We start from the raw sequence: 23267 nt of genomic DNA, 5'->3' as shown, positions 1-23267 counted from the left end.
ATGTCCGATTTTTCTCCGCGTGAGATCGTTTCCGAACTCGACCGCTACATCGTCGGCCAGAAAGATGCCAAGCGCGCGGTCGCAATTGCATTGCGCAACCGCTGGCGCCGCCAGCAGCTGCAAGGCCAGATGCGCGAGGAAGTTCTGCCGAAGAACATACTGATGATCGGCCCGACCGGCGTCGGCAAGACCGAGATTTCCCGCCGTCTGGCAAAGCTCGCAAATGCCCCCTTCACCAAGGTGGAAGCCACCAAGTTCACAGAGGTCGGCTATGTCGGCCGCGACGTGGAGCAGATTGTCCGTGATCTGGTGGAAGCCGGCATCACGCTGGTGCGCGACCAGAAGCGCGAAGCGGTGAAGGCCAAGGCGCACATGCTGGCCGAGGAACGCGTGCTGGATGCGCTGGTCGGCAAGAATGCAAGCCCGGCGACCCGGGACAGCTTCCGCACCAAGCTGCGCAATGGCGAGATGGACGAGAAGGAAATCGAGGTCGAGGTCCGGGCCCAGGCACAGATGCCGAGCTTTGATCTGCCGGGCATGCCGGGTGCCAGCGTCGGGGTGATGAATGTCTCCGACCTATTGGGCAAGGCGTTCGGCGGCCAGACCAAGACCAAACGCACCACCGTTCGCGACAGCTACCAGCTCCTGATCAACGAGGAATCCGACAAACTGCTCGACGACGACAAGGTGGTGGAAGAAGCAATTTCACTTGTCGAGAATTCCGGCATCGTCTTTCTGGACGAGATCGACAAGATCTGTGCCCGTGAAGGCCGTGCGGGAGCCGATGTCTCTCGTGAAGGCGTGCAGCGTGACCTGCTGCCGCTGATCGAAGGCACGGTCGTCTCCACCAAGCACGGACCGGTCAAGACCGACCACATCCTGTTCATCGCTTCCGGTGCATTCCACGTCGCCAAGCCTTCGGACCTTTTGCCGGAGCTGCAGGGCCGCCTGCCGATCCGGGTCGAGCTGCGTGCGCTCGACAAGGACGATTTCCGCGCGATCCTGACCGAACCGGAAGCCAGCCTCATCAAGCAGTATGTGGCGCTGATGGAAACGGAAAAGGTCACACTGAACTTCACAGAGGATGCCATCGACGAGATCGCCTCGATTGCGGTTGATCTCAATGCCTCTGTCGAGAACATCGGTGCCCGCCGCCTGCAGACGGTGATGGAGCGCATTCTCGACGAGATTTCTTTCACGGCGCCGGACCGTCCGGGTGAAGAGGTGGAGATCACGGGCAAATTCGTTCGCGACAACATCGGCGACCTTGCCAAGAACGTCGACCTGTCGAAGTTCATCCTCTAGGAGGCATGCGGAAAGACACCGGTTGAGCGCTCCGTGCGCGGCGATTTCGCCGCTTGCGGAGTGCGCGGACCGGTGGCAGCATGCGGCCCATGGTAGCTATCAGAAAAAGCAACGAGGAAGGCCACCGCCGGAAGTTTCTGGTCGTGGTCGACGAGACGCCCGAATGTGACCGGGCGATCGTATATGCCGCAAAACGGGCGGCCCGGACCGGCGGCGTCGTGACGCTGGTCTTCATCATTGCGCCTGGCGACTTCCAGCATTGGCTGGGGGTTGAAGACATCATGCGGGCGGAAGCCCAGGAAGAAGCCGAGGCGGCGCTTGCGAAAGCCGCCGAGCGCGTGCGGTCCGTTGCCCGTACCGAACCGGAATCGGTGGTGCGGGAAGGGACAAAGGCCGAGGAGATCATGGAGCTGATCGAGGCGGATGCCGACATCGCGATCCTGATCCTGGCGGCCAGCACGGGCTCTGAAGGGCCGGGACCTCTGGTGTCGTCGATCGCCGGAAAATCCGCGGGAACCTTCCCCATTCCGGTGACGATCGTGCCGGGTAACCTGGATGATGATTCCATCGCCGCTCTGGCTTGACGAGCGATCGCAGGGCTGCCGGATTCAAGAAGACGGCTTGACCAGGCAGGATCTGCACCTATCTAGTTTTTAACGGTTCCAAACTGCCGAGAGATACGTTAGAAACATTCATCGGCGTTTTGCGATGGAGGTGAGGCGCAAAACGAAGCCGGCAACATGGGCGCGACCTGAAGCGCAAGGACGAGACAAGATGTTCATTCAAACCGAAGCCACTCCCAATCCGGCGACACTGAAATTCCTGCCGGGACGGGTTGTCCTGCCGGAGGGAACCTACGATTTCCGCTCCAGGACCGACGCCGGGGTGTCGCCTCTTGCACAGAAACTGTTTGACGTGCCGGGCGTGGTGGCGGTCTTCTTCGGCCACGACTTCGTGACCGTGACCAAGGACGAAACCGACTGGCAGCACATGAAACCCGCCATCCTGGGCGTGATCATGGAGCAGTTCATGTCCGGACAGCCGGTCATGGCTACCAGCGAAGCGGAAAATATCGAGGAAGGAGAATTCTTCGAGGCAGGTGACGCGGACACTGTCAGCACCATCAAGGAACTCCTGGAAACGCGGGTGCGTCCGGCTGTGGCGCAGGATGGTGGCGACATCACCTTCAAGGGCTTCAAGGAAGGCGTGGTCTATCTGTCCATGCGCGGTGCCTGCGCCGGCTGCCCGTCATCCACGGCAACACTGCAGCACGGCATCCAGAACCTGCTGCGTCACTTCGTTCCGGAAGTCGAGGAAGTCCGCCCGATCTGATCGGAGCATTCCTGAAGAATTTCAAAGGCCCGGCCTCTTGTCCGGGCCTTTAATATTTTCGACTCCCATTCTTTGTGGAAGGCAAGCCCCCCTTTGGACTTAGGTCCAAAGCCCCGCTCGACTCGCGGGCCGGGGCGGGGTAGTGGCATGTGGGACACGAAAACCATGAGCCAAACCGGAATGCGCGTCCTCGCCATCGATACAGCCCTTGCCAATTGCGCCGCCGCCGTTCTCGACGACGGTGTCGAAACCGCGTGTTTCGAGGCGTGCGGCGAGGAGATCGGCCGCGGCCATGCCGAGAAGCTGATGGACATGATCGGTGAGGTCATGGCCGAGTCGTCCACCACCTTTTCCGAGCTCGACCGCGTTGCCGTGACCATCGGACCCGGCAGCTTTACCGGCCTTCGCGTCGGACTGGCGGTTGCCCGCGGCTTTGGTCTCGTGCTCGGAAAGCCGGTTGTCGGCGTAACGACACTGGCAGCCATTGCCCGTTCCGCCGTACCAGGGGATGACGGCGGTCCCGTGCTGGTGGCACTGACGGGAAAGGCAGACGAGGTCTACTGCCAGCTTTATCATGCGTCCGGCACCGCTGCCGATGAAGCCGGTGTCCGTACCATCGCAGATCTTGCGGCGAACTTGCCCAAGGACATAAGATTGGCAGGATCGGCATCGGAAAAAATCGCGAGGGAGCTTGGACTTCCGGAAAGCGCGATATTGTCCCGCAGCACTTTCCCGGGTATTCGGGATGTCGCGGAACTGGGGATCTCCGCCGATCCTTCGAGGTCATCCCCTTCGCCACTCTATTTGCGGCCGCCCGATGCGACGCCGCAAACGAAGGGAAGGATAGAACGGCAATGAGTTTTTGGTGGTTCTGGACCCAGCCGCCGGTGATAGAAGAGGCGCTGGACGAGGATCTACCGAAGATTGCCGACATCCACGCGCTTTGTTTCAAGCACAAATGGAATACGGACGAGCTTGCACGGATGAAAGCGCACGCGGGAACGATGTTTCTGGTGGCACGCCGGGCGAGCCCCTATGGCACGCGCGCACCGCTTGGTTTCCTGATCGTGCGCACCGTTGCCGATGAAGCCGAAGTCATCACCATTGCGGTTCACCCGCGCCAGCGCGGCCGTGGCATCGGCAAGAAGCTGATGGAAGCCGGCCTGTTCCGGCTATACGGTGAACGTTGCAAACATCTTTTTCTGGAAGTGGACGCAGCCAACGAACCGGCTCTGCTGCTGTATCGGGCGCTCGGCTTCAAGGAAGTCGGCAGCCGCAAAGGCTATTACAGCGACAGTGGAGGAGACGGCACCGCGCTTGTCATGCGCGTCGATCTTGGTTAAGCGCTGTAGCGGAAACGGATACGGTATCGGAAACAGACAGCGGACGGCATCGCAATGGCGGAAGAGCGGCAATCAACGCTAGCGGACTTGTGCATCGAAAAAGGTATGCGCATGACCGAACAGCGTCGCGTCATTGCCTCCGTCATCGAAGCCGCGTCCGACGAGCACCCGGACGTCGAGGAACTCTACCGCCGCTCCGTGGCGATCGATCCCGGCATTTCCATTTCGACGGTCTATCGTACGGTGAAGCTGTTCGAGGACGCCGGCATGATCGAACGGCACGATTTTCGTGACGGCCGGTCGCGTTATGAAACCGTTCCGGACGAGCACCACGACCATCTGATCGATCTGCGCTCCGGTCAGGTCATCGAGTTCCGCAACGAGGAAATCGAGGCCTTGCAGGAATTCATCGCCAAGAAGCTGGGTTACCGTCTGGTCGATCACCGGCTGGAACTTTATGGCGTCCCGCTCGATGTCCCGAAGGATAATCAGGGCGATGGCTGAACTCAAGGCCGGGGTTATCATCTTCCTTCTGACGCTGGTCTCGCTGGTGCTGATCCCGCTTCAGTGGCTGGCGGTGAAGCTCGGGCTGAAGATGCAGCGAAAACTGCCCCAGCTCTGGCACCGGATCGCCACCCGGCTTGTGGGCATCAAGATCGAGCAGATCGGGGCCCCTGCCGTGGACCGGCCGTTGCTGATCGCTTCCAACCACGCATCCTGGGTCGATATCACCGTGGTCGGCTCGCTGATGCCTCTCTCCTTCATCGCCAAGTCCGAGGTTTCCGGCTGGCCCATTTTCGGCCTGTTCGCCAAGCTTCAGCGCACGGTGTTCGTCAATCGCACCCGGCGCACGGAAACCGCCCAGGTTGCCGATGCCATCGCCGTTCGCATGGCTGCCGGCGACGCGATGGTCCTGTTTGCCGAAGGTACCTCCAACGACGGCAATTGCGTCCTGCCGTTTCGCTCGGCCCTACTGGGCGCCGCCACCCGTGCGGTCGGCGAGGACGAAACCTCGAAAGTCTGGGTGCAGCCGCTTTCGGTCGCCTATCAGGGCTTCTACGGCCTGCCGATGGGCCGGGCCCATCGGCCGCATGTCGCCTGGTATGGCGATATGGAACTCGCCGGCCATCTGTGGGGCATCTTTTCGCGCGGTGCACTCGACGTGGTGGTGCGCTGGGGCGAGCCGGTTCTGGTTGATCGGACAACGGACCGGAAAGCCCTGACCCGCCGTCTGGAAACGGAGGTTCGGGCCATGACGATAGCCTCGCTGCTGCAAAAGCCGGTCGACACCGAAGATTTCAGCGAAATCGAGACACTCGAGTTCTTCTCAAACGCGGAAAAAACCGCTAAAGCTGGCGCCTGAATTTGCAAGGTGCCGTCCGCCGCCGGTCTCAGGCGCGGGTCCCGGGCATGAAGGACGGATCGATCCTGTGCCTGTGCCGGGTAAACTACCCGATGAAGGTACCGACATTCACGACATCCGGCCGCCTGAAAAAGGCCAGCGTATCAAGGCCATGAGGAGCCCCACGAGGAGCGAATGACAAGCCGCCCTGAACAAGACATGGAAACGAACGTCACCGTCGTTTCCGCCGCCGATATGACAGACGCCCGCAAGGGCGGAAACACCCGCAAGGTGTTCGTGCGTACCTATGGCTGCCAGATGAACGTCTACGACAGCGAGCGCATGACCGATGTGCTGGCACCGGAAGGATTCGAGGCGACGGACGATCTGGAAGACGCGGATCTTGTCATTCTGAACACCTGCCATATTCGTGAAAAGGCAGCCGAGAAAGTCTATTCGGAGCTTGGCCGCATCCGCAAGGTCAAGGAAGAGCGGGCTAAATCCGGCAAGGACATGATGGTGGGTGTCACCGGCTGCGTTGCGCAGGCGGAGGGCGAGGAAATTTCTCGCCGGGCGCCGATTGTCGATCTTGTGGTGGGCCCGCAGAGCTATCATCAGCTGCCGTCCCTTCTGGAAAAGGCCCGCGCAGGCTCCAAGGTTGTCGAGACCGAGTTCGATATCGACGCCAAGTTCAATCACTTGTCGGAACGTGCCGAAAAGCAGGTTCTCAAACGCCCGCCATCCGCCTTCCTGACCGTGCAGGAAGGCTGCGACAAGTTCTGCACCTTCTGCGTCGTTCCCTACACGCGCGGGGCCGAAGTCTCCCGCTCTGTCGAACAGATCGTCAGCGAAGCCGAACGCATGGCCGCGGCCGGGGTACGAGAGATCACGCTGCTGGGCCAGAACGTCAACGCGTATCACGGCACTTCGCCGGACGGTGCCGTCTGGGGTCTTGGCCGGTTGCTGCGTCGTCTGGCGGAAATCGACGGTCTGGACCGGCTGCGCTACACCACCAGCCATCCGCGCGACATGGATGATGACCTGATCGAGGCGCATCGGGACCTGAAAAGCCTGATGCCGTATCTGCACCTGCCGGTGCAGTCCGGGTCCGACAAGATCCTGAAGGCGATGAACCGCCGGCACACGCGCGATGAGTATTTCCGCCTGATCGACCGCATTCGCGAGGTATCTCCCGACATTGCGCTCTCAGGCGATTTCATCGTCGGTTTCCCGGGCGAGAGCGACCAGGATTTCGAAGACACGATGGATCTGATTCGACAGGTCGGCTACGGCTCGGCCTTCTCGTTCAAATACAGTTCCAGGCCCGGTACGCCCGGCGCGACCATGGACGAACAGGTGCCGGAGGACGTGAAGTCCGCACGGCTGGCCGCGCTTCAGGCGTTGGTTGCCGAGCAGCAGAAGGCGTTCAACGCCTCGCGTCTGGGCATGACCTGCGATGTACTTCTGGAGAAGACCGGCCGCAATCCCGGACAGCTGGTCGGCAAGTCGCCGTGGTTGCAGCCGGTACAACTGGATGCACCTGAAGACCTCATCGGGTCGATACAAGCGGTGGAAATCGTCGACATCGGGTCCAATTCCCTGTTCGGGCGGCTGATTGCGGGGCAAGATGATCTTGGAAGGTCCGGACGCATCCCGGCTCCGGCGGCCTAAAGGAGACGTCATTTGACGCGCGACAGCCACTCTTCATCCCGCAAGTCTTCGGTACAATCCTCTGCGGCCGGTTCGGCCTCCGACATGACCCATATTGTTCTTGCCTTTGAAGATAACCGGCTGATCGGAGATCTGTTCGGGCAATTCGACCAGAACCTTGCGCTGATCGAGCAGCGTCTCGGCATCGACGCGATTGCCCGGGGCAACCAGGTGACACTGAAAGGCAGCCAGGTAGGCTGCGCCCAGGCGCGCACGGCTCTGGAAGCCATGTATCAGCGCCTGCTGCAGGGACAGGAAATCCACCCGGGTGATGTCGATGGCGCGCTGCGCATGGCAGCGGCTGCGGAAGCGCAGCTGCCGTTGCCGACGCTGGAGCCGAAGTCCCGGCTGGCCTTCGCCCAGATCGCGACCCGCCGGAAAACGATCGTCGCCCGCACACCGACCCAGGATGCCTATATCCGGTCGATGGATCGGGCCGACCTGATTTTCGGAACCGGCCCGGCCGGTACCGGCAAGACCTTTCTGGCGGTTGCCTATGCAGCAGCTCTTCTGGAGCGCGGCGATGTGGCCCGACTGATCCTGTCCCGTCCTGCCGTGGAAGCCGGTGAGCGCCTCGGCTTCCTGCCGGGTGAAATGAAGGACAAGGTCGATCCGTACCTGCGGCCGATCTACGATGCGCTTTACGAGATGATGCCTGCCGAGAAGGTCGATCGTGGCTTGCAGTCCGGCATGATCGAAGTGGCACCGCTCGCCTTCATGCGCGGCCGCACGCTCTCCAACGCGGTGGTGCTGCTCGACGAGGCGCAGAACACGACCTCCATGCAGATGAAGATGTTCCTGACGCGTCTTGGGGAAGGCTCGAAGATGATCGTCACCGGCGATCCGAGCCAGATCGACCTGCCGTCAGGGCAGATGTCCGGTCTGCGCGAAGCGCTGGGGCTTTTGACGGACATTCCGGAAGTTGCCCATATCCGCTTCAACGAGAAGGACGTTGTCCGTCACGAGCTGGTCGGACGGATCGTGACCGCTTACGACAACGCCTCTCGGGAAGAATCGGAAGCGCGCGAGCGCCGCTTTGCCGAGCGACAACGTGGTGCGGACCGCGACGGTGCCTCTGCGCGCCCTCGTGAAGCCGCAAATTCCTGAAAAGCCCTTGCCGACGATGCCAGACCGATTGCCTGATAGTTTTCAGATAGACCTGTCGATAGAAGCAGGTGATTGGCCGGCGGAAAGCCAGTTGGAAGCGATAACTGCAAAGGCCATCACCGCTGCCTTTGCAGGGGCGGATCTGGAAGTGCTGGAGGGAACGGAAGTCTCGCTGCTGTTTACCGACGACGCGTCGATCCGGCAGCTGAACGCGAAATGGCGCGACAAGGACAAGGCAACGAACGTCCTGTCCTTTCCCGGCAGCGATCCGCAAGGCGACGTTTATGGCCCCCTTCTGGGGGACATCGTTTTCGCCTATGAAACCGTCGCGGCGGAAGCTGCAGACCTTGGAATTGAATTTTCCGATCACCTTACCCATCTGACTGTTCACGGTTTGCTTCACCTTTTCGATTATGATCATCAGGAAAGTGAAGAGGCGGAACTGATGGAAAGCCTTGAGAAGTCCATTCTGGCGTCTCTTGGCATCGATGACCCTTACGCGGACAGGCCACTTGTGGCCGACGGCGGTTAAGTGGCATCATGGGATGTGATGTTCTTGATTGATGGATGATGAACTCAATTGAACCGCAAAGTCCGGCAACCGGGCAGAAGCCTGCCAGCACCGGACAGGACCAGGACGGGGAAGACCCGCAACAGCTGAAGCCGCAGAAACCTGCGGCCTTTCTCGATCTTCTCAAACGCTTCCTGCGCTTGGGCCGCCAGTCTTCGAGCTTGCGCGAGAACCTGGAGGACGAGCTTGCTCGCGAGGGCGGTGATGCTGCCTTCTCGCCGGAGGAGCGAATGCTCCTCGGCAACATTCTGAGACTGCGTGAATTGCGCGTCGACGACGTCATGATCCCGCGTGCGGATATTGACGCGGTCGATCTGGAAACCAGCCTCAGCCGCGTCATGGAACTGTTCCAGACGAGCGGGCATTCGCGCATGCCGGTTTACGAAGAGACGCTCGACGATCCGCGCGGCATGGTCCACATCAAGGATTTGATGGCCTATATCGCAGAACGTGGCGCTTCGAACCGTCCTGCAACTTCTGTGGACAATGAAAACGATACAACCGGCTTTCAACCGTCCAATTCGAATGCGCCTGCGCGGAACGGTCACAACATGCCCGACCTGGACCTGTCCTGTGTCGACCTGTCGGTTTCGCTGAAGGACACGGATCTGCTGCGCAATCTCTTGTTCGTGCCGCCGTCGATGCCGGCGACGGACCTGATGGCGAAAATGCAGGCCGATCGTATCCAGATGGCGCTGGTGATCGACGAATACGGCGGAACCGACGGACTTGTGTCGCTGGAAGATCTTGTCGAGGAAGTTGTCGGTGATATCGAAGACGAACACGACGAGGATGAGGAAGCCATGTTGGCTGCCGCCGGCGAGGGCGTGTGGATCGCAGATCCGCGTCTGCCGCTGGAGGAACTCGACGAAGCGCTCGGCACGCAGCTGAACGACGGCGAGATTTCCGAGGACGTCGATACGCTCGGTGGTCTGCTCTATGTCTCCGTTGGCCGCGTACCGGTTCGCGGCGAGCTGCTGCTGGTGCCGGATGAAGTGCCCGGGTTCGAATTCGAGATAATGGATGCGGATCCGCGCCGCATCAAGCGCCTGAAGATCCGCCGCCGCCGCGCCGACGCGCGCCCGCCGGACCTTCGCCGCCGTCCAAAGCGGACCGATTCCGTTTCCGGCGAGAGCAGCCAGGACAGCGAAAGCACCAAGACCAAGGTTGCTGCGTCCAGCGGAAACGGATGAGCGGCCGGACGCCGAAACCAGCCAAAAGGATGCTTGCCAACGGTGCCGATGGCCCGTCGTCTCGAAGCGACTTCTTCGCGCGCCGTTGGTATTAACCCTTGACCCCACTGCGGCGAGCCGACAAATCTCCTGACCGCAAGTATGGGGAAGCTCTTTGATGCAATGGTTGTCACACCGCCTGTCGGCCCTGCCAAATACCTTTCTTCTGGCATGGGGCTGGCAGCGCCGTCTCTTGTGCGCCGCCTGCGGTGCGCTGACGGCCTTTGCGCTTCCCCCTTATGACTTCACTTTCGTGCTTCTGGTCACGTTTCCCTGTCTGGTCTGGATGCTGGACGGAGCGGTCGATCCCGCACCCGGCAAGCGGGTTCAGCGGTTTCGCACGGGTTTCGCGCTCGGCTGGTTGTTCGGCTTCGGCTATTTTCTCTCGGGCCTTTGGTGGATCGGTGCGGCGTTTCTGGTGGAAGCGGAGCGCTTTGCCTGGCTGATGCCCTTTGCCGTGCTGGCAATGCCTGTCGGACTGGCGCTGTTCACGGGCCTTGGGGTGGGACTGGCCGCGATATTCTGGAGTGACCAGTTTCGCCGCATCCTGGTGCTTGCTGCCGGCTTGACCCTGACGGACTGGCTGCGCGGCCATGTCCTGACCGGGTTTCCCTGGAATGCCTTCGGCTATGGCGTGTCCGGATCGCTGAGCGTGTCGCAGGCGGCAAGTCTTGTCGGGCTCTATGGTCTCACCTTCTTCGTGGTTGCGGTCTTTTCGACGTCGGCCGTTCTGGCCGACGCTCGCCCGTTTCGCCAGCGCGTGACGGCCGTTGTCGCTGCCGCGGTTGCCCTGGCCGCGGTTGCGGGTTATGGCGCCGTCAGGCTCTGGCAGGCGGCATTGCCCGTTGCCGATCTCGACATCCGAATCGTACAGCCATCGATCGATCAGAAAGACAAATGGCGGCCGGAGCTGCGCGACGAGATCTTTCAGACCTTCCTCGACATGACCGAAGCGCCGCTTGGCGGTGCCGCGCGCGTCGGACAGCCGCGCATGGTGGTCTGGCCGGAATCGGCTGTTCCCTTCCTGCTGACACAGGAGCCGGGAGCCTTGTTCCGGATCGGTCAGTCGCTCGGTGACAAGACCGAACTGGTGACCGGTGCGATCCGGGCCGAGCCCGGCATGAGAGGGGCTGATTACTTCAACAGCGTCTTCGTCATCGGCACCGAGGGCACCGTTCAGGGCATCTACGACAAGGTTCGGCTCGTGCCTTTCGGCGAATACGTTCCGTTTAAACCTCTGCTTGAATCACTGGGAATTTCTAACCTTGCGGGCCCCATGGATGGGTTCGAGGCCGGGTATCAACCGCGTGTACTGACCACGTCCGAAAGTTTTAGTTTTCTACCCATGATTTGCTATGAGGCAATTTTTCCGGGATCTCTGGACGGTGTTTCCAGAAGGCCGGACTTTCTGCTGAACGTTACCAACGACGCCTGGTTTGGCCGGACGCCCGGCCCTTATCAGCACCTCGCACAGGCTCGTTTACGTGCCATCGAAACCGGCCTGCCGCTGATTAGAGCTGCAAATACAGGCATTTCAGCGGTGATTGATGCCAAAGGTCAGGTGGTCGCGAAACTCGCGATATTCGAAAAAGGTCTGATCGATTCCAAGCTTCCGCAGAGACTAGACAATACTCTCTACGGCATTTTTGGCGATCTGCCCGTGCTCGTTATCTCGTTTCTTATCGTAGTATTTGCCGGGTTTTACCAATACAACCGCGATTCGCGTGTAAATTGATATTTTTTGTTTGAGTTGAGTGAAGAAACTGTGATACAACCGTGAAATAGCCGATTGAAGGCTGCTTCATGTACAAGTGAAAGGTTGCGGGCAAACTTCGGTCTCTTGAGCCTGTGGGGGGATGTCAGGAGAGCTTGTGCAAACGAAAACGAGCGGGCTTTTTCCGCGAGAAAAAGAAAGAGCGACACAGATGCCCAGTAAAAAGTCTCCGAATCCGATCGATATTCATGTTGGCAGCCGCGTCCGGCTTCGCCGCATGATGCTAGGCATGAGTCAGGAAAAGCTTGGCGAAAGTCTGGGCATCACCTTCCAGCAGATCCAGAAATACGAAAAAGGCACCAACCGTATCGGTGCTAGCCGGTTGCAACACATCGCAACCGTTTTGAAAGTCCCGGTTTCCTTTTTCTTCGAAGATGCGCCCGGTACGCCTGAAGAGGCGGAAGGCTTCGGCGAAACGCAGCCGACCTCTTATGTCGTCGACTTCCTGTCTTCTTCCGAAGGCCTGTCCCTGAACAAGGCATTCGTGCGGATTGAAGACCCGAAAGTACGCCGCCGGATCGTCGATCTGGTCCGGTCTCTGGCTGGCGACGACTGACAAAATTCACGCGCGCGCTTGACGCGGCGAAGAACTTCTAAGATTGATGCAGACGGAGCGGCGATGACAATCGCCGCTCCTGTCATATTCATTCCCAGAAGGACGATCGCCAATGGCACGTCAGAATTACCTGTTTACCTCCGAGTCCGTCTCCGAAGGGCATCCGGATAAAGTATGCGACCGTATTTCCGATGCGGTTGTAGATGCCTACCTCAAGGAAATGCCGGAAGCGCGCGTTGCCTGTGAAACCCTGGCAACGACCAACCGCATCGTGATCGCCGGCGAAACCCGCGGTCCGTCAACCATCACCAACGATTACATCGCTCATCTTGCCCGCATGGCCGTGAAAGATATCGGCTACGAGCAAGACGGTTTCCATTGGGAAAACTGCGATATCGCCGTTCACCTTCACGCGCAGTCCGCGCACATCGCCCAGGGCGTTGATGCTGCCGACAACAAGGACGAAGGTGCAGGCGATCAGGGCATCATGTTCGGTTACGCCTGCCGTGAAACCGAAGAATTGATGCCGGCTCCGATCCTGTTTTCGCACAAGATCCTACGTCTTCTGGCCGACGTCCGCAAATCCGGTCAGGAGCCTGCGCTCGGCCCGGACGCGAAGAGCCAGGTAACCGTCCGCTACGTCGACGGCAAGCCGGTCGAGGCAACCTCGATCGTTCTGTCGACCCAGCATCTGGATCCGGCCCTGACCTCCTCCGACGTACGCGCCATTGTCGAGCCTTACATCCGCACTGCACTGCCGGAAGGCTTCATCACCGGCGACACCGTCTGGCACGTCAACCCGACCGGTGCCTTCGTCATCGGCGGCCCTGACGGCGATGCCGGCCTGACCGGCCGCAAGATCATTGTCGACACCTACGGTGGTGCGGCTCCGCATGGCGGCGGCGCATTCTCCGGGAAAGACCCGACCAAGGTGGACCGTTCGGCAGCCTACGCGGCGCGCTATCTTGCCAAGAACGTTGTTGCAGCCGATCTGTCCGACCGCTGCACCATTCAGCTTTCCTACGCCATCGGCGTTCCGGAGCCGCTGTCGGTCTACGTCGACCTGCATGGCACCGGCCGTTGCGATGAAGCCAAGCTGGAAAAAGCGTTGCGCGATGTCATGGGCCTCAGTCCGCGCGGCATTCGCCAGCACCTGAAGCTGAACAACCCGATCTATGAGCGCACCGCCGCTTACGGCCACTTCGGCCGCGAACCTGAGGCCGATGGCGGCTTCAGCTGGGAAAAAACGGATCTGGTTGACGCGCTGCGCCCGCTTGCGGGATAAGCTGCGCCTAAGCTGAACATGGAAGAAGTGAAGCAGATCGCCGGTTCAGTGCCGGCGATCTGTCGTTTTGAAGTTGAATTATGACTGACCGCTACGAAGGTTCCTTTTACGGCCGCCGCAAGGGCAAGCCGTTGAGCCCGCGCCGTGAGGCGCTGATGGAAAACGAACTGCCGCGCCTGGCACTGGACCTGGCAACACCCGCTCCGGAGGATCTGAAGACCCTCTTTGACGCGGATGTCGACGAGGTGTGTCTGGAGGTCGGCTTTGGTGGCGGTGAGCATCTGCTTCACCGGGCCAGAACCAATCCGCGTGTCGGCTTCATCGGCGTCGAACCTTTCGTCGGCAGTATGGCCAAGGCCGTGAATGCCGTCGTGGGGGAGGGGTTCCGCAATATCCGCCTTTACGATGATGATGCCGTCAATGTTCTGGACTGGTTGCCCGAGGCAAGTCTCGACCTGGCCTATCAGCTCTATCCGGATCCCTGGCCGAAAAAGCGCCACTGGAAGCGCCGGTTCATCAACGAACAGAATCTCGATCGCTATGCCCGGGCCATCAAGCCCGGCCACGAGTTCCGTTTTGCCAGCGACATCGATACCTACGTCGACTGGACGCTGCGCCATTGCCGCGACCATGCGGCGTTCGAATGGGTGGCGGAAACGGCGTCCGACTGGAAAACACCCTGGGAAGGCTGGCCGAGTACACGTTACGAGGCGAAGGCCATCCGTGAGGGGCGTATCGGACGCTACCTGACTTTCCGCAGGGTGTAGCGGCACATCGCGGAGAACGGCGCGTTTGCTGCCGTTTATCGGGGGATTCCGGACTGGCGCCAACTTCTTTGAGGAATTTGGCCCGGCCTCTTGCCTTTTTGCCCCCTTTGGCGTTATACAGCCCGTGTTTCACCTCAAACGGCTTATCTGAGCACTTTGAGAGTGGGCCCGCCGGGGACCCGCTCTTTTTTGCTTACATAACCGGAAACCAACGAGTTCGAGCAGGACTGCCCTATGTAAATCGACAATCAGGTGCATCTGATGCTCAAGAGCCGGTAACGGCCGCCAACAGGAGCCAAGTGTGAGCGCACACGAACCGAGAATTGTGACGGAACAGGGTCTTGATGCCCGTGTTGCCGCAATTGTGGAGCCGGTCATCGAGGACCTCGGCTACCGACTGGTGCGTACGAAGATCAGTGCTCAGAACGGCTGCACCCTGCAGATCATGGCGGAGCGCCCGGACGGCACCATGACGGTCGAGGACTGCGAAACCATCAGCCGGGCTGTCTCGCCCGCGCTCGACGTCGAAGACCCGATCAACCGGGCATATCATCTAGAAGTTTCATCTCCAGGTATCGACCGTCCGCTCGTGCGGGCCGGCGATTTCAATCGCTGGGCCGGCCATGAGCTGAAGGTCGAGATGGCCGTCATGCTGGATGGCCGCAAGCGGTTCCGGGGCAAGCTCCTCGGCGCGGAAGACGGCAAGGCCAACCTTCGGCTGCCCGATGTGCGGGAAGGCGAGAAGGACACCGTGGCGCTGCCGCTGGAGAACATCGGCGAAGCCAAGCTGGTTCTGACCGATGACTTGATTACCGCAGCTCTTCAGGCGGAAAAGGCGGCGCTTGCCGCCCGTGGCCAGGATGACGAGCTGTCGCAGGACAACATGCCCAACTGAGCCACAGGCTCTAAGGGAAAGAAGAAGAACGCGCCCGAACCGATCCTTGGCGCAAGAGGAGTGGAATATGGCAATCAGCGCGAACCGGCTGGAACTGCTGCAAATCGCTGACGCGGTCGCACGGGAAAAATCCATCGACCGGATGATCGTCATCAATGCAATGGAAGACGCGATCCAGAAGGCAGCCCGCTCCCGCTATGGTACGGAAACGGAAGTCCGCGCCGAAATCAATCCGAAGACCGGCGAGATCCGTTTGCAGCGCCTGCTTCAGGTCGTTGACACTGTCGAGAACGTTTCCACCGACATCTCTCTTGATGACGCGCAGGCCCGCAATCCGGAAGCCAGCATCGGCGACTTCATTGCCGAGCCGCTGCCGCCGCTCGATTTCGGCCGTATCGCCGCCCAGTCCGCCAAGCAGGTTATCGTGCAGAAAGTGCGCGAAGCCGAGCGTGACCGTCAGTACGAAGAATTCAAGGACCGTGTCGGCGAAGTCGTCAACGGTGTCGTCAAGCGCGCCGAATACGGCAACGTCATCGTGGATCTTGGCCGCGGCGAAGGCATCGTCCGCCGCGACGAGCTGATCCCGCGCGAAATCTTCCGCACGGGCGACCGCATCCGCGCCATCATTTACGACGTTCGCCGCGAGCAGCGCGGCCCGCAGATCTTCCTGTCGCGCACGCATCCGCAGTTCATGGCGAAGCTGTTTGCCCAGGAAGTTCCGGAAATCTACGACGGCGTCATCGAGATCAAGTCCGTTGCCCGTGACCCGGGTTCGCGCGCGAAGATCGCCGTGATCTCCAAGGACAGCTCCATCGACCCGGTCGGCGCCTGCGTGGGTATGCGCGGCAGCCGCGTCCAGGCCGTTGTTGGCGAGCTCCAGGGCGAAAAGATCGACATCATCCCGTGGAACGAAGAAGCGGCAACCTTCATCGTCAACGCCCTGCAGCCGGCCGAAGTTGCCAAGGTTGTTCTGGACGAAGACGCCGAACGTATTGAAGTTGTCGTTCCCGATGACCAACTATCACTGGCGATCGGCCGCCGCGGCCAGAACGTGCGTCTGGCCTCACAGCTGACCGGCTGGGCCATCGACATCATGACCGAGCAGGAAGAAAGCGACCGCCGCCAGAAGGAATTCCTGGAGCGTTCGCAGCTGTTCATGGAAGCCCTCAACGTGGACGAGATGGTCGGACAGTTGCTGGCGACCGAAGGCTTTACCTCGGTTGAGGAAGTTGCCTATGTGGAGCTCGATGAGATCTCCATGATCGAAGGCTTCGACGACGACACCGCCGTCGAAATCCAGGCACGTGCCCGGGATTACCTGGCCGAACTGGAAGCAAAACTCGACGAAGAGCGTATTTCGCTCGGTGTTGCCGACGACTTGAGGTCGATTGATGGCCTGACAACGGCTATGCTGGTTGCCTTGGGCAAGGACGACATCAAGACGATGGAAGACCTCGCCGGTTGCGCTGCTGACGATCTCGTCGGCTGGACCGAACGCAAGGACGGCGAAACCAAGCGCTTCGAAGGTGCTCTTTCGGAATTCGACATGTCCCGCGCTGAAGCGGAAAACGTCGTGATGGCCGCCCGTCTGGCAGCCGGCTGGATCACCGAGGAAGAACTCGCAGCTCAGGCTGAGGCAGAAGAAGCCGAAGAAGAAGACGAGGCCGAAATGGCCGAGACCGTTGGAGAAGAGCCGCAGGGCGGCGCGATCCTGAACGGGTAACGAGAGAGGCAAAAGCCTCCTGTATGAAGCTTCCGGTATGGCCCCGGCCGATCGGCAGCTTCGAATTCGCAAGTTCGATCAACTTTTCTGCGCCGAAGGTGTTCGCACCGGAAAGCAGGTTGATCTAAAGGAGTGGCAGCGTGCCCAGGAAGAGTGAGCCGACCGAACGGCAATGTGCCGTGACCCGGGAGGTTCAGCCCGTCAGTGCGCTGATCCGGTTCGTCCTCGACCCGCAAGGCGAGGTGGTTCCGGATCTGAAGCGGGTTCTTCCAGGGCGTGGTGTTTGGATAACCGCCACGAAAGAAGTCGTGGCTGTTGCCGAAAAGGACCGGAAAAAGGTCTTCGGCAGGGGTTTTAAAGGGGAAGCCTCTGTCGAGCCGGGACTGGCGGATCGGGTTGATGCGCTCATGGAACGATCGGCGCTGCAAGCGCTCTCCATGACGCGCAAGGCCGGCGAGCTGGTAACGGGATATGCGAAAGTTGAAGCAGCTCTGCGGCAGGAAGATGTCGCCGGGCTGGTCCATGCCTCGGACGCTGCAGAAGACGGGGTAAGGAAGCTGGCGGCACTGGCTGCCGGCACTCAGGAACACGCAAACGGATGCCAAATCGTCCGTTTGTTCGATTCGGACCAATTGGATTTGGCATTGGGCCGGTCAAATGTGATACATGCTGCACTGCTTGCGGGGCAGGCGAGCGAAAACTTCCTGTCGCGGGTGCGTGACCTGGAGCGTTTTCGCAACTCCTCCGGGGCAAGCAGCGATAATGGCAACGCTTGAAAAGGCGGTTGCGCAGGACTGAAGGCAATATGAGCGATACGAAAAATCCAGGCGACAAGACAATCAGCGTTGAGCGTGGCAAAACGCTTGGCCTAAAGCGCGGCGGTGGCGATCAGGGAACTGTTCGGCAGTCCTTCTCGCATGGCCGGACCAAAGCCGTCGTCGTGGAAAAGAAGAAGCGTCGTGTTGTACTCCCGGGGCAGGAAGCGAAAGCAGAAGCTCCTGCGCCGACAACACAGCGCCTCGAGCGGCCGGCTGAAGCGCCGCGTACGCCGCCACAGCCAGATCCACAGGCGACCAAGCAGGCCCGCCGGTCTGCCTCCGGCCAGCGCCAGAAGGGCAACGGCAACGTTCTGCGCACCCTGACCAAGGAAGAAGCGGCAGCACGTGCGGCAGCCCTTCAGATGGCGAAGGTGCGCGACGAGGAAGACCGCAAGCGCCGCGAAGAAGAAGACAAGCGCCGGGCTGTTGAAGCCGCGCAGCGTCAGGCCGAAGAAGAGGCCCGCGCCAAGGTGGAAGCGGAAGAGCGCGCAAAGCGTGAAGCCGAAGAAGCTCTCCAGGCTGCGGAACAGGCCAAGGCCGAACCGAAGAGCGAACCTGTTGCCGAAGCGGCAACGGAAGCTGCTGCGCCTGTGCGCAAGGAAGCAACCGGTCGCACCGTGGTTCGCAAGCCGGCTCACGCCGACGGCGGCAAGCCGCCCAGCCTTGACGACATGGGAAAGCGCAAGGCGCCGGAAGCTCCGGCCGCACGTGCGAAACCCGAGCGCGGAGAATCCGAAGAAGACGATCGCAACAACAAGAGTGTTCGTGCGGTCAAGCGTCCGAAGCAGGCTCCGGCTCCCGCCGCGCGTCCGCGCACCGGCGACGACCGCCGCCGCTCCAAGCTGACCATCTCCGCCGCCACCGGTGGCGACGACGGTCAGCGTGCGCGGTCTCTGGCCTCCATGCGCCGTCGCCAGGAAAAGGCGAAGCGCGGGCAGCAGCAGGTCGTGCGTGAGAAGATCATGCGTGAAGTCGTTCTGCCGGAAGCCATCACGATCCAGGAACTCGCCAACCGTATGGCAGAGCGCGCTGTGGACGTGATCAAGCTTCTCATGAAGCAGGGCCAGATGCTCAAGATCAACGACGTTATCGACGCCGATACCGCCGAACTGATCGCCGAGGAAATGGGCCACACGGTCAAGCGCGTGTCTGAAGCAGACGTTGAAGAAGGTCTGTTCACCACGGAAGACGAACCGTCCACCCTGCTGCCGCGTCCTCCGGTCGTGACCATCATGGGTCACGTCGATCACGGCAAGACCTCGCTGCTCGATGCGATCCGCAAGTCGAAGGTTGTCACCGGCGAAGCCGGCGGCATTACCCAGCACATCGGCGCCTATCAGGTCGATCAGGACGGCAACAAGATCACCTTCATCGATACCCCGGGCCACGCTGCGTTCTCGCAGATGCGTGCTCGCGGTGCAAAGTCGACCGATATCGTGATCCTTGTTGTTGCTGCCGACGATGGCGTCATGCCGCAGACCAAGGAAGCCGTTGCGCACGCCAAGGCTGCCGACGTGCCGATCATCGTGGCCATCAACAAGATGGACAAGCCGGAAGCCGATCCGAACCGCGTCCGTACCGAACTTCTCAGCGAGAGCCTCGTTGTGGAATCCATGGGCGGTGACGTGATCGATGTGGAAGTCTCGGCCAAGAGTGGCCAGGGCCTCGACAAGCTTCTGGAAATGATCCTGCTGCAGTCCGAAGTTCTGGAACTCCAGGCCAATCCGGACCGCAAGGCGGAAGGTATCGTCATCGAAGCGCAGCTCGACAAGGGCCGCGGTCCGGTTGCCACCGTTCTGGTGCAGAAGGGGACCCTCAAGCCGGGCGACATTCTTGTTGCCGGTGCCGAGTGGGGCCGCGTCCGCGCCATGCTCGACGAGAATGGCAACCAGGTGAAGGAAGCCGGTCCGGCCAAACCGGTCGAGGTTCTGGGCTTCCAGGGCACGCCGGAAGCCGGTGACATGGTTGCGGTCGTCGACAACGAAGCCCGCGCCCGTGAAATTACCGACTACCGTCAGCGCCAGATCCGCGAGAAGGCCTCCGTGGTCGCCTCCGGTACGCGTGGTTCGCTCGAGCAGATGATGAACCGTCTGCAGGAAACCGGCAAAAAAGAGTTCCCGCTGGTGCTCAAGGCCGACGTGCAGGGCTCCGCGGAAGCGATTGCCCATGCGCTCAACGAACTCGGCAACGAGGAAGTCGGCGCACGCATCCTGCTGTCCGGTGTCGGTGGCATCACCGAAAGCGACGTCACGCTGGCGCTCGCTTCCAAGGCTCCGATCATCGGCTTCAACGTGCGTGCCAACAAGCAGGCCCGTGAAGCGGCAAGCCGCGAAGGCATCGAGATCCGTTACTACAACGTGATCTACGACCTGGTCGATGACATCAAGGCGGCCCTGTCGGGCATGCTGTCGCCGGAGCGCCGCGAGACCTTCCTCGGCAATGCGGAGATCAAGGAAATCTTCCACATCTCCAAGGTCGGCAAGGTTGCAGGCTGTCTGGTCACCGAAGGTGTCGTGGAACGTGGCGCCAACGTTCGCCTCATTCGCGACGACGTGGTCATCCACGAAGGCGAACTGGGCACGCTCAAGCGCTTCAAGGACGAGGTCAAGTCTGTCGAGTCCGGTCAGGAATGCGGCATGAACTTCGTCAAGTACCAGGACATGCGTCCGGGCGACGTCATCGAGTGCTTCCGCGTCGAGCAGATCGCACGGACACTCTGATCGAAGTCAGAAATCTACTTGAAACTGATGTCAGCGGCTTATTCAATTAAGCCGCTGACGTCGTATCTGGTCGCAGGTAACGCCGTCATGCCAAGGCTTCGCCGTGGCAGCCGCGCCATCCGGGCAGTCTGGCCAATGTCTGTGCTTGAGGCACGGCAAAGGCGCGGATCGCTGGGACCGGTCCGGCAACGGCACCCGAAACGTCGGGACGCATTGCGCTGCCAGAGATGCAGGAACAACAAAATGGCAAGACAACACGGACAGGACAGCCGCGGCCCCTCCCAGCGCCAGTTGCGCGTTGGCGAGACAGTTCGCAAGGAGCTGTCCGATATTCTGACCCGGGGACGGTTCTCCGACCCTGATCTCGACGGGGTGATCGTCACGATCCCCGAAGTGCGCATGACGCCGGACCTGCGCCTGGCCACCTGCCTGGTGATGCCGCTTGGTGGCGTCAACGCTGAAAATGTCGAAAAGGCCCTGAACCGCAGCGCCAAATATCTGCGCGGCCAGGTGTCCCGCCGGCTGACCATGAAATACATGCCGGACCTGCGCTTCGTTCTCGACACACGGTTCGACGACGACGACCGCATCGGCACGCTGCTGCATTCCCCGGAAGTCTCCCGCGATCTCGACGCGGACGAAGAGGACGGCGACCCAGCCAAGGACTGATTGCCGCGCTGAAACCACAATTCACGGTTCAATTTGAAATTGCGTGAATTCGAGTTCGTAGCCCTCGGTAATTGTAGCCTCGCCGGGAAATGGAAAACTGAATTTGTCTGGTCGGTCGACTTGAATGTGTGCCGTGTCTGCAAGTCACTTGATGTGAAAGAAGATGGCGCTCTTCAGAACTCTCGCAGCAATCGCACTTGGTGCAGCGACCTCTGCATGTGTCGTGTTTCCCGTTCCACGCGTCCTCGCGCCTGAGGTTTCGGGCGTGCTGTTAAACGATGGTATGCCGGTTGCAAATGCAGAGATTGAGTTGGTGGCGGCATTGGCTCCATCAGACGCATCAAAAGATAACCCGCCAGGGTCAAGGCATGCAGTCACCAGAACGGATGCAGATGGCAAATTCAAAGTGGGGCATGCGACTTGGCGAAGGCGCATAAAGTTGGAAACCAGGTGACTTACTGTGACCACAACAGACTTGAAAAACTCGAGAATGATCGCTGACGAAAGCTGATGTCTTCAGGGTCTCGCTGTTGCGCATGGATGGTGGGGCCGACAGTCAGTGTTTCTTTTGTCGCCGTAAAACAATTGCAATCGTATTGAAACGCACTCATGGCACGCCAAAAACAATTCAAAAGAAAAAAGAACGCAATCAACGGATGGCTCGTGCTGGACAAGCCATATGGCATCTCCTCCAACGAGGCGCTTGGCAAGATCAAGCGCATCTTCTCGCCGGAAAAGGTCGGCCATGCCGGAACGCTTGATCCGCGCGCGTCCGGCCTCCTGCCGGTTGCCTTCGGCGAAGCCACGAAAACCGTTCCCTTCGTCATGGATGGCCGCAAGGTCTACCGTTTCGAGGTGACCTGGGGCGTGGAAACCAATACCGACGACACCGAAGGCGAGGCGGTTGCAACGTCCGACGTGCGGCCGAGTGCGGATGAAATCTCGGCCGTCCTTGGCGAGTTTGTCGGCACGATCATGCAGGTCCCGCCGAAATTCTCCGCCATCAAGGTTGCCGGTGAACGGGCGTATGATCTGGCGCGTGACGGTGAGGAAGTCGAACTGGAAGCCCGCCCGATCGACGTGCACCGGCTGGATCTGGTTGAATGTCCGGATAAGAACCGCGCCGTCTTCGAGGCTGAATGCGGCAAGGGCACCTATGTGCGGGCCATCGCACGCGATCTCGGCCGCCGGCTCGGCAGCCGCGGTCACGTGACCGAGTTGCGCCGTTTGCTGGTCGGTCCGTTCGGCGAAGAGGACCTGATCGGGCTGGACGAAATCCAGGAAGCATCCGAGGCGCTTGAGGAAGGCGCCGGCATTGATGCTCTAGTCGAGGAGTTCGTCCTGCCGGTTCGCGAGGCGATGGACAATCTGATCGAGGTACCCGTTTCGCTCGATGACGCGGCCAAGATCCGCAAAGGCATGGCCGTGCTGCTGCGCGGCCGGGATGCTCCGCTCAACACGGAAGTCGCCTTTGCCAGCCACGCCAGCGTGCCGGTTGCCATCGGCTCAATTGACAAGGGCCGGTTCCAGCCGACCAGGGTGTTTCACCTGTAAATTCGGGTGTGGCGAAAAAACCTGAGAATCCTCTGGATTTTCGAAAGGTTTTCCGCCATATTCCGCCGCCATTGGGCACTGATGCTCAATTCGTCCGGACGGATCCTTTGCTGAACGACATCTCGGCTCTGGAAACATCCGGATCAGGCCGGTCTCCGGCATTTCAACGTGTCCGGTCAACGGACCCCACTCTTTGAAAGGAAAGAGCGATGTCGATTACTGCAGAGCGCAAAGCTGAGCTCATCAAGGAATACGCCATCAAAGAAGGCGACACCGGTTCCCCGGAAGTACAGGTCGCGATCCTCACCGAGCGGATCAACAACCTGACCGAACACTTCAAGGGTCATGGCAAGGATAACCACTCCCGCCGCGGTCTTCTGAAAATGGTTGCGCAGCGCCGGTCCCTTCTGGACTACACGCGCGGCAAGAGCGAAGAACGCTACAAGTCGCTGATCTCGCGTCTTGGCATTCGCCGCTAAGAACTCAGAACCTGAAAGCGCGGTGGGTGAGAACCCGCCGCGTTTTTGTATTGCGTGACGGCATTTGCCGGACGCAGCTCTTGCG

22 protein-coding genes are annotated in these 23267 nt (G+C 60.4%); all 22 read left to right on the top strand.

Features of this window, described 5'->3' with window-relative positions:
• The 22 genes from hslU (at position 1) to rpsO (ending at position 23182) form a co-directional block, all read left to right on the top strand.
• Positions 1–1305, top strand: coding sequence for an ATP-dependent protease ATPase subunit HslU (gene hslU, locus B0E33_RS09610; RefSeq protein ID WP_022999128.1), 1305 nt, complete (start codon positions 1–3; stop codon positions 1303–1305).
• Between the two features lie 89 nt (positions 1306–1394).
• Positions 1395–1889: a universal stress protein gene (locus B0E33_RS09605; RefSeq protein ID WP_031268712.1), complete on the top strand. Its 495-nt coding sequence runs from the start codon at positions 1395–1397 to the stop codon at positions 1887–1889.
• Between the two features lie 190 nt (positions 1890–2079).
• Complete coding sequence (locus B0E33_RS09600) at positions 2080–2637, top strand: NifU family protein (protein ID WP_031268711.1); 558 nt, start codon at positions 2080–2082, stop codon at positions 2635–2637.
• A gap of 165 nt (positions 2638–2802) precedes the next feature.
• The gene (gene tsaB / locus B0E33_RS09595) at positions 2803–3495 is read left to right on the top strand and encodes a tRNA (adenosine(37)-N6)-threonylcarbamoyltransferase complex dimerization subunit type 1 TsaB (RefSeq protein ID WP_416384111.1); all 693 of its coding nucleotides are present in this window, start codon (positions 2803–2805) and stop codon (positions 3493–3495) included.
• Positions 3492–3980: a ribosomal protein S18-alanine N-acetyltransferase gene (rimI, locus tag B0E33_RS09590; protein ID WP_022999124.1), complete on the top strand. Its 489-nt coding sequence runs from the start codon at positions 3492–3494 to the stop codon at positions 3978–3980. The genes tsaB and rimI overlap by 4 nt, the downstream gene beginning before the upstream one ends.
• A 54-nt stretch (positions 3981–4034) precedes the next feature.
• Positions 4035–4484, top strand: coding sequence for a Fur family transcriptional regulator (locus tag B0E33_RS09585; protein ID WP_031268709.1), 450 nt, complete (start codon positions 4035–4037; stop codon positions 4482–4484).
• The gene (gene olsA / locus B0E33_RS09580; RefSeq protein ID WP_077291048.1) at positions 4477–5343 is read left to right on the top strand and encodes a lyso-ornithine lipid O-acyltransferase; all 867 of its coding nucleotides are present in this window, start codon (positions 4477–4479) and stop codon (positions 5341–5343) included. The genes B0E33_RS09585 and olsA overlap by 8 nt, the downstream gene beginning before the upstream one ends.
• 198 nt (positions 5344–5541) lie before the next feature.
• Complete coding sequence (gene miaB, locus B0E33_RS09575) at positions 5542–6993, top strand: tRNA (N6-isopentenyl adenosine(37)-C2)-methylthiotransferase MiaB (protein ID WP_077293212.1); 1452 nt, start codon at positions 5542–5544, stop codon at positions 6991–6993.
• A gap of 84 nt (positions 6994–7077) precedes the next feature.
• The gene (locus tag B0E33_RS09570; RefSeq protein ID WP_022999120.1) at positions 7078–8139 is read left to right on the top strand and encodes a PhoH family protein; all 1062 of its coding nucleotides are present in this window, start codon (positions 7078–7080) and stop codon (positions 8137–8139) included.
• Between the two features lie 16 nt (positions 8140–8155).
• Positions 8156–8671 (top strand): rRNA maturation RNase YbeY, encoded by a 516-nt coding sequence (gene ybeY, locus B0E33_RS09565; RefSeq protein ID WP_075281731.1) that lies wholly within the window; start codon positions 8156–8158, stop codon positions 8669–8671.
• A gap of 35 nt (positions 8672–8706) precedes the next feature.
• Complete coding sequence (locus B0E33_RS09560) at positions 8707–9903, top strand: hemolysin family protein (protein ID WP_022999118.1); 1197 nt, start codon at positions 8707–8709, stop codon at positions 9901–9903.
• 157 nt (positions 9904–10060) lie between these two features.
• Positions 10061–11677 carry an apolipoprotein N-acyltransferase gene (gene lnt, locus B0E33_RS09555; RefSeq protein WP_208997792.1) on the top strand — a complete coding sequence of 539 codons (1617 nt, stop codon included), beginning with the start codon at positions 10061–10063 and terminating at the stop codon, positions 11675–11677.
• 190 nt (positions 11678–11867) lie between these two features.
• Positions 11868–12272: a helix-turn-helix domain-containing protein gene (locus tag B0E33_RS09550; protein ID WP_023014432.1), complete on the top strand. Its 405-nt coding sequence runs from the start codon at positions 11868–11870 to the stop codon at positions 12270–12272.
• A gap of 112 nt (positions 12273–12384) precedes the next feature.
• The gene (gene metK, locus B0E33_RS09545) at positions 12385–13557 is read left to right on the top strand and encodes a methionine adenosyltransferase (protein WP_022999115.1); all 1173 of its coding nucleotides are present in this window, start codon (positions 12385–12387) and stop codon (positions 13555–13557) included.
• A gap of 80 nt (positions 13558–13637) precedes the next feature.
• Complete coding sequence (gene trmB / locus B0E33_RS09540) at positions 13638–14324, top strand: tRNA (guanine(46)-N(7))-methyltransferase TrmB (protein ID WP_077291047.1); 687 nt, start codon at positions 13638–13640, stop codon at positions 14322–14324.
• A 301-nt stretch (positions 14325–14625) separates the two neighbouring features.
• The gene (gene rimP / locus B0E33_RS09535) at positions 14626–15219 is read left to right on the top strand and encodes a ribosome maturation factor RimP (protein WP_077291046.1); all 594 of its coding nucleotides are present in this window, start codon (positions 14626–14628) and stop codon (positions 15217–15219) included.
• Between the two features lie 67 nt (positions 15220–15286).
• Complete coding sequence (gene nusA, locus B0E33_RS09530; RefSeq protein ID WP_022999112.1) at positions 15287–16942, top strand: transcription termination factor NusA; 1656 nt, start codon at positions 15287–15289, stop codon at positions 16940–16942.
• A gap of 140 nt (positions 16943–17082) precedes the next feature.
• Positions 17083–17718, top strand: a complete 636-nt coding sequence (locus tag B0E33_RS09525; RefSeq protein ID WP_031268706.1) for an RNA-binding protein — start codon at positions 17083–17085, stop codon at positions 17716–17718.
• A 29-nt stretch (positions 17719–17747) separates the two neighbouring features.
• A complete protein-coding gene (gene infB, locus B0E33_RS09520; RefSeq protein ID WP_022999109.1) occupies positions 17748–20480 on the top strand; it encodes a translation initiation factor IF-2 in 2733 nt (910 codons plus the stop codon).
• A 243-nt stretch (positions 20481–20723) separates the two neighbouring features.
• Positions 20724–21149, top strand: coding sequence for a 30S ribosome-binding factor RbfA (gene rbfA / locus B0E33_RS09515; protein WP_055657070.1), 426 nt, complete (start codon positions 20724–20726; stop codon positions 21147–21149).
• A 609-nt stretch (positions 21150–21758) separates the two neighbouring features.
• Complete coding sequence (gene truB / locus B0E33_RS09510) at positions 21759–22703, top strand: tRNA pseudouridine(55) synthase TruB (RefSeq protein ID WP_077291045.1); 945 nt, start codon at positions 21759–21761, stop codon at positions 22701–22703.
• Between the two features lie 209 nt (positions 22704–22912).
• Entirely contained in the window at positions 22913–23182 is a 270-nt protein-coding gene (rpsO, locus tag B0E33_RS09505; protein WP_006935430.1) for a 30S ribosomal protein S15, read from the top strand.
• The last annotated feature ends 85 nt before the right edge of the window (positions 23183–23267 follow it).

The organism is Roseibium algicola (assembly GCF_001999245.1).
Lineage (GTDB): Bacteria > Pseudomonadota > Alphaproteobacteria > Rhizobiales > Stappiaceae > Roseibium > Roseibium algicola.
Note: the sequence above shows the minus strand (reverse complement) of the source record. Positions and strands in the feature narration are given on the sequence as shown.

Bases quoted from the DNA above. Each gene is read 5' to 3' on its own strand.
- rbfA (WP_055657070.1), top strand. From the start codon at position 20,724: ATGGCAAGACAACACGGACAGGACAGCCGCGGCCCCTCCCAGCGCCAG.
- olsA (WP_077291048.1), top strand. From the start codon at position 4,477: ATGGCTGAACTCAAGGCCGGGGTTATCATCTTCCTTCTGACGCTGGTC.
- nusA (WP_022999112.1), top strand. From the start codon at position 15,287: ATGGCAATCAGCGCGAACCGGCTGGAACTGCTGCAAATCGCTGACGCG.
- B0E33_RS09585 (WP_031268709.1), top strand. From the start codon at position 4,035: ATGGCGGAAGAGCGGCAATCAACGCTAGCGGACTTGTGCATCGAAAAA.
- tsaB (WP_416384111.1), top strand. From the start codon at position 2,803: ATGAGCCAAACCGGAATGCGCGTCCTCGCCATCGATACAGCCCTTGCC.
- rimI (WP_022999124.1), top strand. From the start codon at position 3,492: ATGAGTTTTTGGTGGTTCTGGACCCAGCCGCCGGTGATAGAAGAGGCG.
- lnt (WP_208997792.1), top strand. From the start codon at position 10,061: ATGCAATGGTTGTCACACCGCCTGTCGGCCCTGCCAAATACCTTTCTT.
- B0E33_RS09605 (WP_031268712.1), top strand. From the start codon at position 1,395: ATGGTAGCTATCAGAAAAAGCAACGAGGAAGGCCACCGCCGGAAGTTT.
- hslU (WP_022999128.1), top strand. From the start codon at position 1: ATGTCCGATTTTTCTCCGCGTGAGATCGTTTCCGAACTCGACCGCTAC.
- metK (WP_022999115.1), top strand. From the start codon at position 12,385: ATGGCACGTCAGAATTACCTGTTTACCTCCGAGTCCGTCTCCGAAGGG.
- B0E33_RS09570 (WP_022999120.1), top strand. From the start codon at position 7,078: ATGACCCATATTGTTCTTGCCTTTGAAGATAACCGGCTGATCGGAGAT.
- B0E33_RS09600 (WP_031268711.1), top strand. From the start codon at position 2,080: ATGTTCATTCAAACCGAAGCCACTCCCAATCCGGCGACACTGAAATTC.
- B0E33_RS09550 (WP_023014432.1), top strand. From the start codon at position 11,868: ATGCCCAGTAAAAAGTCTCCGAATCCGATCGATATTCATGTTGGCAGC.
- rpsO (WP_006935430.1), top strand. From the start codon at position 22,913: ATGTCGATTACTGCAGAGCGCAAAGCTGAGCTCATCAAGGAATACGCC.
- miaB (WP_077293212.1), top strand. From the start codon at position 5,542: ATGGAAACGAACGTCACCGTCGTTTCCGCCGCCGATATGACAGACGCC.
- truB (WP_077291045.1), top strand. From the start codon at position 21,759: ATGGCACGCCAAAAACAATTCAAAAGAAAAAAGAACGCAATCAACGGA.
- trmB (WP_077291047.1), top strand. From the start codon at position 13,638: ATGACTGACCGCTACGAAGGTTCCTTTTACGGCCGCCGCAAGGGCAAG.
- B0E33_RS09560 (WP_022999118.1), top strand. From the start codon at position 8,707: ATGATGAACTCAATTGAACCGCAAAGTCCGGCAACCGGGCAGAAGCCT.
- infB (WP_022999109.1), top strand. From the start codon at position 17,748: ATGAGCGATACGAAAAATCCAGGCGACAAGACAATCAGCGTTGAGCGT.
- ybeY (WP_075281731.1), top strand. From the start codon at position 8,156: ATGCCAGACCGATTGCCTGATAGTTTTCAGATAGACCTGTCGATAGAA.